Origin of the sequence: Sphingomonas piscis, assembly GCF_011300455.1 — a bacterium.
GTDB lineage: Bacteria > Pseudomonadota > Alphaproteobacteria > Sphingomonadales > Sphingomonadaceae > Sphingomicrobium > Sphingomicrobium piscis.
On sequence record NZ_CP049869.1, the window covers coordinates 2,199,606 to 2,213,744 of the forward strand.

18 protein-coding genes, 1 tRNA gene and 1 pseudogene are annotated in these 14,139 nt (G+C 61.7%); 14 read left to right on the forward strand and 6 right to left on the reverse strand.

The genetic code is table 11. The features are described 5' to 3' along the window. The 7 genes and pseudogenes from G7077_RS13930 (at window position 1) to G7077_RS11185 (ending at window position 4,170) form a co-directional block, all read left to right on the forward strand. The gene (locus tag G7077_RS13930) at window positions 1-291 is read left to right on the forward strand and encodes a hypothetical protein (protein ID WP_206367631.1); all 291 of its coding nucleotides are present in this window, start codon (window positions 1-3) and stop codon (window positions 289-291) included. Window positions 292-513: 222 nt separating this feature from the next. Continuing rightward, the gene (locus tag G7077_RS11160) at window positions 514-918 is read left to right on the forward strand and encodes a hypothetical protein (RefSeq protein ID WP_166411770.1); all 405 of its coding nucleotides are present in this window, start codon (window positions 514-516) and stop codon (window positions 916-918) included. 65 nt (window positions 919-983) lie between these two features. Next, complete coding sequence (locus tag G7077_RS11165; RefSeq protein ID WP_166411771.1) at window positions 984-1,382, forward strand: hypothetical protein; 399 nt, start codon at window positions 984-986, stop codon at window positions 1,380-1,382. 278 nt (window positions 1,383-1,660) lie between these two features. Beyond that, window positions 1,661-2,607 (forward strand): annotated as a pseudogene (locus G7077_RS11170) (phage portal protein). Continuing rightward, window positions 2,604-2,915 carry a DUF6127 family protein gene (locus tag G7077_RS14225; protein WP_246167158.1) on the forward strand — a complete coding sequence of 104 codons (312 nt, stop codon included), beginning with the start codon at window positions 2,604-2,606 and terminating at the stop codon, window positions 2,913-2,915. The pseudogene G7077_RS11170 and the gene G7077_RS14225 overlap by 4 nt, the downstream one beginning before the upstream one ends. Next, window positions 2,912-3,223, forward strand: a complete 312-nt coding sequence (locus G7077_RS14580; RefSeq protein WP_166411772.1) for an HK97 family phage prohead protease — start codon at window positions 2,912-2,914, stop codon at window positions 3,221-3,223. The genes G7077_RS14225 and G7077_RS14580 overlap by 4 nt, the downstream gene beginning before the upstream one ends. A 107-nt stretch (window positions 3,224-3,330) precedes the next feature. Continuing rightward, a complete protein-coding gene (locus tag G7077_RS11185; RefSeq protein WP_166411773.1) occupies window positions 3,331-4,170 on the forward strand; it encodes an outer membrane protein in 840 nt (279 codons plus the stop codon). Window positions 4,171-4,272: 102 nt separating this feature from the next. Here the strand turns inward: G7077_RS11185 and G7077_RS11190 are convergent, their stop codons facing one another. Further along, window positions 4,273-5,622: a L,D-transpeptidase family protein gene (locus G7077_RS11190; RefSeq protein ID WP_166411774.1), complete on the reverse strand. Its 1,350-nt coding sequence runs from the start codon at window positions 5,620-5,622 to the stop codon at window positions 4,273-4,275. 192 nt (window positions 5,623-5,814) lie between these two features. On the opposite strand from G7077_RS11190, the gene G7077_RS11195 reads away from it, so the two are divergent. Next, window positions 5,815-6,594 (forward strand): SDR family oxidoreductase, encoded by a 780-nt coding sequence (locus G7077_RS11195; protein WP_166412457.1) that lies wholly within the window; start codon window positions 5,815-5,817, stop codon window positions 6,592-6,594. After that, entirely contained in the window at window positions 6,591-7,421 is an 831-nt protein-coding gene (gene cysQ, locus G7077_RS11200; RefSeq protein ID WP_166411775.1) for a 3'(2'),5'-bisphosphate nucleotidase CysQ, read from the forward strand. The genes G7077_RS11195 and cysQ overlap by 4 nt, the downstream gene beginning before the upstream one ends. On the opposite strand, the gene G7077_RS11205 is transcribed toward cysQ, so the two are convergent. Next, window positions 7,418-7,738: a hypothetical protein gene (locus G7077_RS11205; protein ID WP_166411776.1), complete on the reverse strand. Its 321-nt coding sequence runs from the start codon at window positions 7,736-7,738 to the stop codon at window positions 7,418-7,420. The genes cysQ and G7077_RS11205 overlap by 4 nt on opposite strands. Before the next feature lie 85 nt (window positions 7,739-7,823). Here G7077_RS11205 and G7077_RS11210 point away from each other — a divergent pair, with 85 nt between their 5' ends. Together G7077_RS11210 and G7077_RS11215 are read left to right on the forward strand one after the other, a co-directional pair. Beyond that, window positions 7,824-8,744: a MarR family winged helix-turn-helix transcriptional regulator gene (locus tag G7077_RS11210; protein ID WP_166411777.1), complete on the forward strand. Its 921-nt coding sequence runs from the start codon at window positions 7,824-7,826 to the stop codon at window positions 8,742-8,744. A gap of 55 nt (window positions 8,745-8,799) precedes the next feature. Further along, window positions 8,800-8,875 (forward strand) — tRNA-Val (locus tag G7077_RS11215). Window positions 8,876-8,906: 31 nt separating this feature from the next. Here the strand turns inward: G7077_RS11215 and G7077_RS11220 are convergent. After that, a complete protein-coding gene (locus G7077_RS11220; protein WP_166411778.1) occupies window positions 8,907-9,482 on the reverse strand; it encodes a helix-turn-helix domain-containing protein in 576 nt (191 codons plus the stop codon). Between the two features lie 140 nt (window positions 9,483-9,622). On the opposite strand from G7077_RS11220, the gene G7077_RS11225 reads away from it, so the two are divergent. Then, on the forward strand, window positions 9,623-10,534 hold the full coding sequence (locus G7077_RS11225) for an IS1595 family transposase (protein ID WP_425505324.1): 912 nt from the start codon (window positions 9,623-9,625) through the stop codon (window positions 10,532-10,534). Window positions 10,535-10,962: 428 nt separating this feature from the next. Here G7077_RS11225 and G7077_RS11230 read toward each other — a convergent pair whose 3' ends face one another. Next, window positions 10,963-11,226: a hypothetical protein gene (locus tag G7077_RS11230; RefSeq protein WP_166411780.1), complete on the reverse strand. Its 264-nt coding sequence runs from the start codon at window positions 11,224-11,226 to the stop codon at window positions 10,963-10,965. A gap of 171 nt (window positions 11,227-11,397) precedes the next feature. Here G7077_RS11230 and G7077_RS11235 point away from each other — a divergent pair, with 171 nt between their 5' ends. After that, a complete protein-coding gene (locus tag G7077_RS11235) occupies window positions 11,398-11,949 on the forward strand; it encodes a hypothetical protein (protein ID WP_166411781.1) in 552 nt (183 codons plus the stop codon). A 275-nt stretch (window positions 11,950-12,224) separates the two neighbouring features. Beyond that, the gene (locus tag G7077_RS11240) at window positions 12,225-12,626 is read left to right on the forward strand and encodes a DUF6456 domain-containing protein (RefSeq protein ID WP_425505281.1); all 402 of its coding nucleotides are present in this window, start codon (window positions 12,225-12,227) and stop codon (window positions 12,624-12,626) included. A 209-nt stretch (window positions 12,627-12,835) separates the two neighbouring features. Here the strand turns inward: G7077_RS11240 and G7077_RS11245 are convergent, their stop codons facing one another. Both G7077_RS11245 and rplI read right to left on the reverse strand, forming a co-directional pair. Next, window positions 12,836-13,474: a hypothetical protein gene (locus G7077_RS11245; protein ID WP_166411782.1), complete on the reverse strand. Its 639-nt coding sequence runs from the start codon at window positions 13,472-13,474 to the stop codon at window positions 12,836-12,838. A 57-nt stretch (window positions 13,475-13,531) separates the two neighbouring features. Further along, window positions 13,532-14,134, reverse strand: coding sequence for a 50S ribosomal protein L9 (gene rplI / locus G7077_RS11250; RefSeq protein WP_166411783.1), 603 nt, complete (start codon window positions 14,132-14,134; stop codon window positions 13,532-13,534). Window positions 14,135-14,139: the final 5 nt, after the last annotated feature.

Consider the following 14,139-nt stretch of genomic DNA (forward strand, 5'->3'; position numbering starts at 1 on the left):
GTGCCGGCGCTGGTCAGCGTCAACCTGCAGAATGTTCTCAACAACCTTTCGGTCGAACTGAACGTTAACCGCAACAACATCCCGGTCACCGCGCAGGTGCCGATCGATGTAGCGGCGAGCGTCTGCGGCGTGTCGGTCAGCGCACTGTCGGCAAGCATCGCCAGCGGAACGGCGAGCTGCACCGCGACAACCACTTCGGCGCAGCTCAACCAGGCGGTCCAGCAGCAGATCGCCTCCGGCGGCGACGTGACGGGCGGTCCGCAGACGATGGGAAGCACGCCGAGCAACTAAAACGAACCATATCGGTAAATTCTTGTTGACATCGTCACGCTGTTCGACTACCACTTAGGAACAGTGAAGAATTGCGAGTCGCCGGACGGGCGGCTCAGAAGGGCCGGGCAGCTTGAGTGCTGCGCCGGCCCTTTTGCTTGGAACAAGTCTTTCGAACGCCGCTGGATCTTAGACAGGCTCAGGACCGCGGCTCCTGAAGACGAAGGGCTAAAGGACATGGATGTGGCGAAGCGGGGATCGGCGGGGGCCGAGGGTGGCGCGCGGGCGCTGCAGCTAACGGATGGCAAGAAGCCGCAGATGCGTGCAGCGAACCAGTGCGGTTGGACCAAAGCAAAGGAAGCCGAATTTCTGGGTGCACTTGAGGAGACGTGCAACGTCACCGCAGCGGCGGCGGTCGCAAGTGTATCGGTCAGCTCCGCCTATCGTCGCCGACGCACGCATGCGGCGTTCCGCATCGGCTGGCACGAGGCGATCGGGGTTGCCTATCAACAGTTGGAACTGGCGCTGATCGAGCGGGCGCTAGTTGGGACGGAGAAGATCGTCCGCCGCGGCGACGGTAGCGAAGAGGTGATGCGGGATTATCCCAACGCCATCGCCATGACTTTGCTGAAAACGGGTTCATCCTAGCGCCGACAAACTACCACCTGATCTGGGAGGCCGCGCAGAATGGGCCGCTGCCGGTGCGGGAGGCGATGATTCGGCGGCTTCCCGAATTGGACAATGTGTTGCTCAACCAGATTCGGGTGGGGATCTTGTTCACCTTGTTCATGACCATCGGGTTGCGGGCGAGAGGAGGCAATGCGGGGCTGCATAAAAGGATGATGATCCTGGGCACGGCCATCGCGCTTCCACCCGCATTCGCGCGGATGACATGGTTGCCGACGACGATGCCGGGGAGCCCTCTGGCGCAGGACTTGTACGTGTTGCTAGCGGTGTCCCCGATGTTTGCCTGGGACGTGATCCGCAACCGGTCGGTGCACCGTGCTTACTGGGTGTGGCTGGCAGGTTTCGTGGCCGTGAGCGCGATCGTGCATTTGTTGTGGGACACGCCATGGTGGCACGCAGCGGCCCGGCAAATGATGGGTGTTTGAGGGGGAAATGACGAGTGGCATGCACAAGCGGGGTGCAGTGGCTTTAGCAATTCCTTAAATAGGAGCAGGCGAACGTGGGATGGTGGTTCGGGCGCAAAGCTGCGCCGGCGGACGTGAGGGCGTTTGCGCCCTCGTGGCTGAATACGGCCGACGTGGAGGTGGGGTTTGCTCGCTCCTATGAGGCGCGGTTTGCGGAGGTGTTTCACGACAATCCGGTGGGGCAGCGTTGTGTGCGGCTGGTGGCGGGGCTGGTGGGGTCGCTCACCGTCTATGCCGAGGTGGGCGATGAGCGGGCGGCAAAGCTGGTGCTTGCCGATGGGCTGCTGGAGGGCATTGCCGCGCACCTGATGTTGCATGGCAATGCATTCGTGCAGGCGGTGAGCAGTGACGGGGAGGTGCCGGACGAATTGTTCCTGCTTCGGCCGGAGCGGGTGAAGGTGCTGGCGGATGAGCGGGGGTGGCCTAGCGCTTACCTGTATGGCGCCGGGGAGCGGCAGGTTCGGATTGCACTTCGCGACGGGCTGGAGCGTCGGCAGGTGGCACATCTTCGAGCGCTGTCTCCGCGTGACGACCATTACGGAATGGGGTGCCTGGATGCGGCGATCGCTGCGGCGAGCGTGCACAATCGGGCGAGCCGCTGGAACAAGGCGTTGCTAGACAATGCGGCGCGGCCCTCGGGGCGCTGAGCTATGAGCCGGCCGATGGCGCGGTGCTGTCGGGCGAGCAGTTCGATCGATTGAAGACGGAGTTGGCGGCGGAGTTTTCGGGGTCCGGGAATGCCGGCCGCCCGCTGCTGCTGGAAGGCGGGCTGAAGTGGCAGGCGATGAGCCTGTCGCCGGCGGACATGGACTTCATCGCGCTGAAGGAAAGTGCGGCGCGGGACATCGCGCTGGCGTTCGGTGTGCCGCCGGTGCTGGTCGGGCTTCCGGGCGATGCGACCTATGCGAATGCTCGGGAGGCGGGGCGGGCCTTGTACCGGCAAACCGTGCTGCCGATGGCGGCACGGGTGCTTGCCGGATTGTCGGCGATGTTGAGCGACTGGCTGGGTGAGGTGAAACTGGCGGTCGATACGGATCAGCTGAGCGAGCTGGCGGAGGACCGGGCGCGGTTGTGGGAGATGGTGGGGGTCGCGACGTTTCTGAGCGATGAGGAGAAGAGGGGGATGTTGGGCTTTGCAGGCCCTCCCCCAACCCCTCCCGTATTGCGGGAGGGGAGTGAGCGATGACTGGCGATGCGGTGTTGGCGACGTTGATGGCGCAGGCTGAAGGAAAGGGCGTGGACCTGATCACCCTTCGGGCCCTGGTCGAGGAGTCGAGCCAGGCGGGGGCGCGGCGGGCGCTTGGGGCGCTGGGGCTGGATGACGAGCGGGCGCGGCGGGATATGGACGAGCTGCGCGAGCTGCTCGCCGCCTGGCGCGAGGCGAAGCGGAGCGTGTGGAAGGCGGTGGCGGGCTGGTTCGCTCGGCTGGCGCTGGCGATGGCGCTGGTGGGGCTGGCGGTGCGGTTTCGCTTGTCGGACCTGGTGGGGGCGTGAGGTTCGCGGGCTATGCGGCTTTGTTCGACCGGGTGGACCGGGGCGGGGACGTGATCCGGCCGGGGGCTTTCGCGGAGGCGCTGAAGCGAGGTGGACAGGTGCCGTTGTTGTGGCAGCACAAGGCGGGCGCAGTCATTGGACGGATCGAGCATCTGAGCTCCAAGTTGATGATCGGCGGGAAGCAGGTGGTTGGTGGGCGGGGGTCGCCCGTGCCATTGCCGAGCGGAGGTTCGACCGCTGACACCGAGGCCCGGGCGGCAATCTCCGCCATTGTGACGCGACTTAAGGAGCATGGCCTGATCGACTGATGCATTGCGGCAACAGCTTGTGGTTTTGCCAGCTTGCGCGCGAACTTACCCCATAATAGTATGTTCTCACAGTTTCATAATGAGACCTGCTCGAAAGGGGATAATCAATGCGGAAGACGGCCATTGCGGTGGCGTTTGCCACGACCATGTTGGCGACGCCTGCGGTCGCTCGTGACGGCGCATGGTATGCGGGTATCGAAGGCGGTTTGCTGCTCGCCGAAGATATCGATCTGGACTATTCCGACCCGACGGTTGTCGTTGCAGACGGAATCCTTCTTGATCACGGCACCGGCGTCGATGCCGATATCATCGGCGGGTACGACTTCGGCATGTTCCGGCTTGAAGCTGAGTCGGGTTACAAGCGTGCGCCGATCAAGCAGATTTCGGTTGCTGCGCAGACGGATCTGCTGACCGGCTCCGGTGCTGGTGGCGGTGCTATTCTCGACAGCGATGGCAGCAGCAAAGTCATCTCCGGGATGGGCAACCTCTTGCTTGACTTTGGCGATGACGAGCCGTGGAGCGGTTTCGTCGGTGGTGGCGTCGGTCTGGCGCGCGTGACCGTCGATATGCTCGACATCAAGACCACCGATCGCGCGCTCGCTTGGCAGCTGCTCGCCGGTGTGCGCGGTTCGATCACTCCGCGCCTGCAGGCAGGTTTGAAGTATCGCTACTTCAACACGAGGAAGCTTGATCTCGGCAATGACGATGCGGTTGTGCCGTTTGCGCTTAGCGGCGGTAAGTTCCGGTCGCACAGCTTGCTCGCAAGCCTGATCTACAACTTCTGGACGCCGCCGGCGCCGCCGCCTCCGGTCGTCGAGACCCCGGTTGCCCCGCCCCCGCCGGCCACTCAGACCTGCCCGGACGGATCGGTGATCCTGGCGACGGACGCGTGCCCCGTGCCGCCGCCGCCGCCGCCGCCGCCGGCTCCGGAGCCCGAGCGCGGCTAAGCTGAGCTCAGGTGATTAAATGAAGAGCGGGGCGACATTGGTCGCTCCGCTCTTTTTTCTTTTTGATCGACGGAAAGTTTCCGCCGAAGCTTAGTCGCGTGACTAGCGCGTTGCGGTCGGCACGGGCGCGCTGACCGCAGCCACCTGAGCACCCGGCACGTCCCAACCATAGATGTCGTCCAGGTAAGCAATGCCAGTGCTCGTCGGCTTAGCCGTCAGGTAGCTGAGATAGACGGGTATGCCGGCCGGCAGCTTGGTTCGGATTTCCGGATCCTTAGACGGCGCGACGGCATCTTGGCCAAGCAGCCAGCGCGCGAGCCGGGGAGCCGCTTCCAAACGCACGCAGCCGTTACTTCTGTCGCGGCGGGCAAGATTGAAATAGTCGCGTTGCGGCGTGTCGTGGAGGAAAATGTCCTGCCCGTTGGGGAACGGGAATTTCATCTTGCCCATCGAATTCGTGGGTCCAGGCAATTGCCGCACGCGGATCTGCTTGGCGCCGGCCGCAACCGCTTTCCAATCGACCGTGTCGGGCGAAATCACCGCCGCATCCTCGCTCCAGTCGGCCACAATCTCGTAGCCGCGCGCCTTCAGATATTTGGCGCCTTCCTTGAGATAGCCCGGCGCAACCTTCTGACGAACCAGGTGATGGGGCACATTCCAATAAGGATTGAACGTCATGTAATGCATGATGCTGGCGATCATGGGCGTCGGCAGGCCAAAGTTCTTCTTGTCACCGACGACCACCTTCATCGAGTCCACGACGCGGCCGTTCTCATACATGTAAAGCATCTGCGAGCCGGCATCGACGAAGATGAACTTGCCCGCGGAGGGCAGCGAACGCACCCTTTCCAGATTAGCGAGAAGACGCGGGTCGGGCGTCATGTTGCCGGCACTTTGACCCTGCAGCCATGCCGCGTCACGCAATTGCGCGTAGACGGGGTTCAGGTTCGATGTGCTGTTCACATAGGCTTGCAGCGATGGCGCCGCAGCGGCCGTGAGCAGGATCTGGTCGGCACGTGTGCCCTGCGGTGCGAGAACCGGATAAGCGTAGATCATGCCAGGCGTCAGCTGCTTGAGCGACTGCACGTAGGCAACCCAGGCAGTGGACACGGCTCGCTCTGCCGCCGTGATGTCGGCCTTGTTGCCGCTGGCTGCCTGGCGGATCGCGGCCTGAATCTGTGCCGCATATTGCGGACCGGCGGCGAAGCCGTCGAACGGTGCGCGGTAGAGAACGCGCTGAACGTCCGCGAGCGCCGGGCTTGCGACCCCGCCGCGAAACCAAATCGGCGGAACGCTATAGCTCTTGTAAAAGGCGGCGACGGCATTTTGAGCCGCAAGGCCGCCCGCGTCCGCAAAGCTCCCAGCAATTAGCGGTTGAACCTGCGCTTGAGCAGCGAGCGGAAGCGCAACGGTCAGCGCTGCGCCGGTAAAGAGTGTCGCGAGATGCTTCATGATGTCCCTTTAATGCGCTTAAGCTGAACCCAAAACGTACGAGTTCGATCGTGCAAAGGCCAAGCTTGTCACGAGCTTAGCACTCAAAATGTGAGAAGGCGTGACTCTTTTGCAATGCGCTTCCACCACTTGGAGCAGCGCTCGATCCGTAGCATAGGCAAGTCCACCGCATGCCGGACTGAAGGAAGAATGATGAACCTGGAAGGTATAGCTGCGATCGTCACCGGCGCGGCGTCGGGGCTTGGGGAGGCAACAGCCAGGGAGTTGGCCCGGCGCGGGGCCAAGGTGGCTGTGTTCGATCGTGACAATGCTCGAGGGGAGTCCGTCGCGGCGGAGATCGGAGGAATTTTCTGCGAAGCCGACGTGACAAACGAGGCACAGCTCGCATCGGCCTTCGAGAGGGCCCGTGCGGCCCATGGGCAAGAGAGGGTGCTGGTTACGTGCGCAGGGATCGTCAACGCGTCAAAGACGGTCGGCCGCGACAAGCAAAGCGGCGGCATCAAGATGTTTCCTCTTGAGCAATTCGAGAGGGCGATTGCAATCAACCTGACAGGAAGCTTCCGATGCATCGTGCACGCGGCCTCCGGCATGATGGATCTTGCACCTCTCGAGGATGGTGAGCGGGGCTGCATTATCACCACGGCATCGGTCGCAGCCGAGGACGGGCAGATCGGGCAAGCCGCCTATTCTGCCTCCAAAGGCGGCGTACTGGCGATGACCCTGCCGATCGCCCGCGATCTGATGAACGAGGGTATCCGGGTGAACACGATACTTCCGGGCGTGTTCAAGACGCCGATGGTGGCGGGAATGCCCGAGCAGGTTCAGGATGCGCTTGGCGCACAGGTGCCGTTCCCCAAGCGGCTCGGCAAACCCGAAGAATATGCGGCGCTCGCCTGTTTCTTGATCGAGGCCACCTACATGAATGCCGCATCGGTCCGGCTGGACGGCGGTATTCGGATGGCGCCTCGTTGAAACATGATTTGACGCGGCTGATCGAGCCGCTCACGATCGCGGCGCAGGATGCAGGAGAGGCAATCCTCCAAGTCGTCGCGCGCGGCTTCGAGGTTGAAACCAAAAGGGACGCGAGCCCCGTCACCGAAGCAGATCGGGCTGCGGAAGCCATCATCCTGAAGGCACTGTCGGTCGCGGCACCGGACATTCCTATCATCGCGGAGGAAGAGGTCGCTGCGGGCCGTATCCCTGCGCACGGGTCGGACTATTTTCTCGTCGATCCACTGGATGGTACCCGCGAATTCGCGCATGGCGGCGATGATTATACCGTCAACATTGGGCTGATCCTCGGCGGCGTGCCGGTCCTAGGGGTGGTGTACGCCCCCGCTACTCGGCGCCTTCACCGTGGCGTGGTTGGTGAAGGAGCAGAACTATTCGAAGCGGACAGATGGTCCGAGATCAGGGTCCGAGACAGGGCTAACGAGGTGGTCGCGGTTGCATCCAAGTCTCACCTTAACCAAGCCACGGTGGACTATCTGGCGGACGCTGTTGGCGAGTGCGAGCATGTCTCGGTCGGCTCGTCTCTAAAATTCTGCATCGTCGCCGAGGGCACCGCGGACATCTATCCGCGCCTCTCGCCAACCAGCGAGTGGGATACGGCTGCCGGGCATGCCGTACTGGTTGCAGCCGGTGGGCGGGTCGACGGTCCTGACGGCACGCCGCTTCGGTACGGGAAAACGGCCTTTCTCAATCGTGGCTTTGTCGCGACAGGCGGGTGGCAAGCGCCGCGGATCGCGCCCTTCCTTGAGCCCTTCGCCGGCGGTGGCGATCTGCCTCAGGGCGTCTAGTCGGACGAGTAATTCCCCAGACCGATCCGTTTTGAACCAATCTGCTGTACCGGTGCCCGCCACCCACCGAGTTGAAGGCTTCTGATCTCCTGCCGTGCCGCCGTTATCGCCGGGAGAAGAGCAGCGGCCTCGTCGTAGGCGTGGCTAGTGTAAAGCAGCTTGCGGGCGGTTGCTTCCGCCTCATCCATGGCGATCGCAAGCTCGGCAAGCCAGCGCGCCCGATGAAATCCTGATGATAGCCGCCCCAAGTCCATGATCTTACCTCCACCCGGTCGTGTCTTGAAGGGCTCACCATTGTGGAAGACTTCCTCCTGCATCCGTTTCGGAGCCAAAGCCGTCTGACTTTTCTCCGATTTGCGCGTAATCCCTTCATTGCTCGGTTGAATTGTCGGAGGTTGCGACATGAACATGCCGTGCGGCGTCAGTTATACATCCAATTCGAGCCTTGCAGCCGCACCGGTCTTGGTCACGGCTGACACTGACGAAGCCCTGCAACGCGGTCGCGAAACCGTGGAGCAATCCGGATATCGCATGGCCGCGGCGGTGTCGCTCTCCGAGGCATCTGAACGGCTCGAACGACAGGGAGCCGCCTCGGCCATTTGGATTGAGATTGGCGACGGCGGGGATGAAGTCGACGTTGCGATTGCGTTAGCGCAGCACGTCAGCCGTGAGGGACGATGTTCGGCTATCTTGTCGGTCCCGATGCACCAGCTGGACCAGGTTTCCAGCCTGTTCGATGATGCAAACGTTGAAATTGTGGTTGACGGCAATGCACACGAGCGAGCTTCGGCGCTCGCCCTTGCAGTCGCCAGTCGCGAGCTACCCAAGCGGCTTCACGATGCCGCTGCAGATCGCAATGCGGAACGTCTTCGCCAGTTAAGCGACGAAGTCAGCCGCATCGCTTCGACCCTTGCGCGTCTTTCAACCGGCCCGCAGCCGGCGCCTATGCTGCAGGCACCCCCGACGAGCCCCGACGTCCCCGATATCTCGGTGGACACCGTCCGAACCGTGATCCGGGCTCGGCGGCTTCGCAGCCGCTTTTTCCCGGAAGAATTGTTCGCCGATCCCGCCTGGGACATGCTTCTGGATCTGCTACAGGCGGAGATCGCGCAGCTGCGGGTACCCGTATCGAGCCTGTGCATTGCGGCAGCGGTTCCCGCCACGACTGCGCTTCGTTGGCTAAAGACAATGACGGATCAAGGTTTGTTTGTTCGGCGAGCCGATCCGCACGACGGCCGCCGCGTATTCGTGGAGTTGGCTCCGGCAGCCAGCCAGTCGCTGCGGCGCTATTTCGCCGAGGTCGGGCAAGCCGCGACCATCTAAGCGCACTTGCGGCAGCGTGCCCGAAGTGGCAACGGGCAGCGCTTGCCGCGCAAGCGGGCGCTTAGCTCAGTTGGTAGAGCATCTCGTTTACACCGAGAGGGTCGGCGGTTCGAGCCCGTCAGCGCCCACCAGCCCACCCTTCCGGGCCTCCGAAGCGCAGTCCTAAAGGCTTCGGACCAGCTTCATCGCCATCGCGATCCAGGGCGGATCGGTCACCACTGCCTGGCGCGACCCCGCGCCTGGTGGGAGAAGATGCAGTTTGCCGCCGCCTGTGGAGGCGTCGCGACCGATCAAGCGGCCGAAGATGAAGCGACCGGCGGGGCGGGGAACGAGAACGTCCCGGTTCAGTGCCTTGGCGAATGAATCAGGCTGCAGCGTCTCGCACCAGATTTCATCGCCGGCACGATACTCGCCGACACTTGCCGAAACTTTGACCGCGACTGCACCCGCATCTACTTTGGGCGCTACAACGACCGCTGCCCGCTTGGGCGCGGTCGCGCCAGAGGGGCTCAAGAGGGCCGCAACGGACATCCTGAACGCTTCACCGCCGTCCACCAGGTCCGCCGCCTCGACGTTAAGGGCGGCAGCGATGCGGTTAAGCCACCCAACGGAAACCGTCCGTGTCCCGGTCTCCAGCCTTCCTACCGTTTGAGGGGTAGTGGGCGGGCTGCAGGCCTTGGCTACATCGTCGAGAGTCATCCCTCGAGCGCGTCTGACTTCCCGAATTCGAGTGATCATGCAGTCACGCCTTTGAACCAAGTTGGTTTTACACCTGTCCTACAGAAATGCCGATGTGGCAAGTCCAGGGCAATTATATACTTTACTTAGCAGCCTGTTTCCTGCATAACCACAGGACAGGAAAGCGACGAACCATGAACGTGAACATCACCAACCCCATCTTTCACGACGAAGCCAAGGCAACGGCCCATATTGAGGCTTCGCGCTGGCCCGATGGTGAGCCGGTGTGCCCGTTGTGCGAAAGCACCGGCGTAACCAAGATGGGCGGTAAGACCCAGGCTGGCATGTTCCTTTGCAACGTGTGCCGCCGCAAGTTCACCGTGCGTACCGGAACGGTGATGGAGCGCTCGCACGTCCCGCTTCACAAGTGGCTTCTTGCTACGCACCTCATGGCCGCTTCCAAGAAGGGCATGAGCGCTAAGCAGATGGAGCGTATGCTTGGCGTCACCTACAAGACGGCGTGGTTCCTCTGCCACCGCATCCGTGAAGCCATGGATGAGGCCAACAACCCGCACGATCCGCTTGGCGGCCCCGGCAAGGTTGTCGAGAGCGACGAAGCCTTTGTCGGCGGGTTCAAGAACAACCGCCTGTCAGGCAAAACCGCTCCCAAGAAGAAGGTCGTTACCCTCGTTGAGCGCGACGGTCGCGCCCGTTCCTTCCATGTTACCAACGTGAACCACACGAACGTGCGTTCGGTCCTAGTGACCAGCGTTCACCGCTCGTCGGTTCTCATGTCCGATGATGCGCGTTTCTATCACAACATCGGCCTAGAGTTCGCTGGCCACCACACCACCATCCACAGCAACCGTGAGTTTGCCCGTCCCGGTGGCATTCACAGCAACACTGCCGAGAACTTCTTCTCCATCTTCAAGCGCGGCGTTGTCGGCACCTACCACCACATGAGTGAGACGCACTTGCACCGCTACCTTGCGGAGTTCGACATGCGCTATTCGACTAAGAACACCACTGACACGGAGCGCGCTGCCGCTATCCTCAAGGGTATGGAAAACCGTCGCCTGACGTATCGGCGGATTGGTCAACTCGCAGCCTAAGTATCACGTTGTGAAGGTTCGCATTGGCGAGCCTCGCCAGCGCTGGACTCGCTAGTTACTGCACGAGGCCTTGCAGCTTTTGCCCAAAGGTAATGGCGGCGGTCAGCGCCGCAATGATTGTCCCCGCTGTAGTGTAGAGCTTCGTGTTGCTGGGCATGTGAGAGACGCGCTCGGTTAGGGTGGCCAATAGTTGCTCAACCTTGCCTAAACGATCATCGACGCGCTCCAGACGCCGTTCTAGCGAGCCTAGCCTAGTCTCTACACTGGATTGCCAAGGATCCATTCCACCTCCACCCCCAGGAGATGGGGGCACAATCTGCTTACCGCCACCCCCAGCCAAAACACCAGGACTATTGGTGGAATCGGCGGGGCTTGGAAGAAGCTCGGGGCGCTGCCCTAAACCTAGTTTCTTAAGTAACTCGGCAGAGTCACCCTGCATTTTGAGCCTGCCTCGGCAGATTTTGAAGGTATTCGATCAAAAACGGCAAGGCGGCATCGCTTATGTTAAGGTTGATCACGGGCTTTGCAGTGGCGTTCGTTGCACCGGGAACGGTGTTGAAGACGAATTCACCCAGGATAATTCGGTGCACACCTCCGAGAGTGGATGAGCCAAGAACCCCGTCCACGAAAATCGTTGGTACGGGATGCCATTCTCCCGCTGAAGGGTCCGGCGTATTCGAATCATCCGTCATGCAGCAGCTCCCCTTTTACGGGCTGCATATCAGTTCTTTTTGCTTGGGCCATCCTTGGCATATGCTGGCTTGTGCGGCTTGTGAGGCGTTGACAGCATCCGCTTTAGCGCCCGATCGGCGCGTGCCGCCGTCTCCTCTTCGGAGTAGGTTTCTTCTTTATCGGACGTTACCATGAATGACCGCCTCGCATTGATGATTGGCCGTGCGATCCTGGAATACGGTGAATTAGACCAGCTAATCTACACATACATTTCGCACTTCTTCGGCGCCTTACAGCTACGCGACCTCCGCAATAATCCAGAACCAGGCGAGTTGCGGGATCGAACACCAGCAGCGACTTATGCTTACCGGCTAAAGCAGCTCAGAAAGCTTCTGGTCGAAGCCAGCAACAACAACACCAGAGTGCTCTCCCAATTCGACCGCATACTAACAGCATTGAAAGAGCCTGTCAGGATGCGCGCACACCTTGCGCACGCGCAACTAAGCGTAGGTTTTGACGATGATATTGTGCGCGTTCACGACTGGGCGGAAGTCCACAAGTTGATCGAGGGACAACGAAAACTTTTAGAAGAGCGCGCCGACCAGAGGAGACACGAGGAACTTTGGAAGCGCCACCACATGATTCAATACACTTCGGAGCAGATTGCTCAGCTACAACCCACCCTCAGGCATCTTCGGAGGGAATTGAACTCCTTGCTATCAGATGCTCTTCGCGCAGCTTAGTAGCAATGAACGTCGCCAGGTCTGAAACCATGAACAGAGCGTCAAATTCAGGCTCGCCTAAGACCTCCTCGCGCTCCCAAGCGGCAAGGTAGGGGAGGATTACCTCGGCAACCCTCTTGGTTATCTCCGCCGATTCTTGCTCACTCAAGTACATAAGTGCCAAGTCCAGGCCGACTCGGCGGGAGATCGGCATGGTGGAAGACAGGCGTTGGTTGGAAGAGCGAAGTGTTGATGTCACCGGGCAAGCGGTTGGACGGAAAGGGGGAGCCCGATCGGTGACCGTCAATCTGCTCGAGTCGCCGCTGGCCTGGTTGTTTGCCCGGGGGCACGTCACGCAAGCCCAGTTCGATGCGGGTGAGCGCCTGCGCGGAGACTGGGAGCGTGCTCAACTTGCGCCGCGCATCACCATGGCCTGGGATACAGCGCCGGTATCGCCCGGCCGAGGCGGCGCGAGCGTGGGGCCCGATCTGACCGGAAGCCAGCTCGATGCCAAGCGGCGGTTTGAAGGTGCCATCGACGCTGCGGGACCGGGCCTCGGCGACATATTGTGGAGAGTGGTTTGTGCCGGCGACGGCATGCGGGATGCCGAAAGCGCCCTTGGATGGCCAGCGCGGGCGGGCAAGGTTGTCCTTGGGCTCGCACTCGACAGGGTAGCAACCTTTTACAGGATTGGCTGAGCCGACATTGCCGGCGCGAGCTGCCGGCCAGTCTTAAGCATATGGTGTGCGGATGAACGGTAACGGGTATCCGCGTTTACTCTCTTCTGCGCGGGATGTTCTCGAGCGGCCTTCCTTCGACAATCTGATCGAAGGTGAGCGAAGCCTGCTGGCGAATCAGGGAGAAGTAACGCCGCGCCTCCGTCGAGGCACGGCGTACCTCAAGCGTGTTAGTCGTTCTCGCCGGATTGTTCGCTGCCGGCTTCACCCATGCCGTCATCGTTACCCTGAGTAAGGCTGTCCTGACGGGAAAGCTCAGGATTGTTTTCCTGAAGGTAATCGTCGGAGCCGGTGCCCTGCGCGCCGATAAAGCCACTACCCTCGCTGTCAGTGTCGCTGAAACCGCTGCCGCCGCCGGCATTCTCGTTCAGCGAGTCCGACGATGAGCCGCTTTGCGTCAGCGTGTCGGTGCTGCCGCTGTCGTAACCCTGGCTGAGCGTGGTGCCGGTTCCCGTCCCGCTGTCGTTCCCGCCAAGGGGCTGGCCGGAATCACCGAAGCTGCTTGCCGGTTGCTCGGAACCATCGGGTGACACGAACGGCGACTGACCGGCCTGTTCGCGCTCACTTTGGCTTTGCTGACCCTGCTGGCCGAACTCGCTTTGTTGGCTCTGCTGACCATTCACCCGATTGTCCTGCTGTTCGGACTCAGGCTGACGATCTTGTTCGTTCCACTCATTGGACATCATTTTTCTCCAGGAAAACACAGTCCCCGTGCTCTTGGATTTGAAACGGCGCCCGCGTCCCCGCCGTTCCGGTGCGGCGGCGTCGGTTGCGACGAGTGGATGGCGATGCGACGAGCGGAACGCCAAAAGAAAAAGCCGCCAGCCTTTCGGCTGACGGCTTATTCAATAGACTTGCGAGGACGCTTAGGCCTGCGCTTCGCCTTCGGCCTCCGGTTCGCCCGCAGCTTCTGCGCTGGCGCCCGGCTCGGCGTTGGGGTCATAGTCCTCGGTAAAGGCAGCAGTGTCGCGTTCGAACATCTGTGCCATCACGTCGACACCCTGGGCCTGAAGATCGGCTTCTTCCGGCGAGCGGGCGACGTTGACCTTGACCTGAACGCTCACCTCCGGGTGGAGGGCGACGCGGATCTCGTGCATGCCGATCGCCTTGATCGGGCGGTCGAGCACGACCTGGCTCTTGGTCACCTTGGCGCCATCCGCCTCCAGCGCGTCGACGATGTCGCGGGCGCTGACCGAGCCGTAGAGCTGGCCGGTGTTCGATGCCTGACGGATCAGCTGGACCGTCTTGCCGTCGACGGTCTTGGCCGCCGCCTCGGCACCGGAACGGCGCTCGGCATTGTCGGACTCGATCTTGGCGCGGTTGGCTTCGAAGACCTTGCGGTTGGCTTCGTTGGCGCGGAGCGCCTTTTTGTTCGGCAACAGATAGTTGCGCGCAAAGCCGTTCTTCACGGTGACGACATCGCCGATGCCGCCAAGCTTCTCGACTCGTTCGAGCAGGATCACTTCCATGTCGA

Coding starts and splice junctions, on each gene's coding strand:
- G7077_RS11165 (WP_166411771.1), top strand. CDS start 984: ATGATTCGGCGGCTTCCCGAATTGGACAATGTGTTGCTCAACCAGATT.
- G7077_RS14225 (WP_246167158.1), top strand. CDS start 2,604: ATGACTGGCGATGCGGTGTTGGCGACGTTGATGGCGCAGGCTGAAGGA.
- G7077_RS11185 (WP_166411773.1), top strand. CDS start 3,331: ATGCGGAAGACGGCCATTGCGGTGGCGTTTGCCACGACCATGTTGGCG.
- G7077_RS11190 (WP_166411774.1), bottom strand. CDS start 5,622: ATGAAGCATCTCGCGACACTCTTTACCGGCGCAGCGCTGACCGTTGCG.
- G7077_RS11195 (WP_166412457.1), top strand. CDS start 5,815: ATGAACCTGGAAGGTATAGCTGCGATCGTCACCGGCGCGGCGTCGGGG.
- G7077_RS11205 (WP_166411776.1), bottom strand. CDS start 7,738: ATGCAGGAGGAAGTCTTCCACAATGGTGAGCCCTTCAAGACACGACCG.
- G7077_RS11210 (WP_166411777.1), top strand. CDS start 7,824: ATGAACATGCCGTGCGGCGTCAGTTATACATCCAATTCGAGCCTTGCA.
- G7077_RS11220 (WP_166411778.1), bottom strand. CDS start 9,482: ATGATCACTCGAATTCGGGAAGTCAGACGCGCTCGAGGGATGACTCTC.
- G7077_RS11230 (WP_166411780.1), bottom strand. CDS start 11,226: ATGACGGATGATTCGAATACGCCGGACCCTTCAGCGGGAGAATGGCAT.
- G7077_RS11235 (WP_166411781.1), top strand. CDS start 11,398: ATGAATGACCGCCTCGCATTGATGATTGGCCGTGCGATCCTGGAATAC.
- rplI (WP_166411783.1), bottom strand. CDS start 14,134: ATGGAAGTGATCCTGCTCGAACGAGTCGAGAAGCTTGGCGGCATCGGC.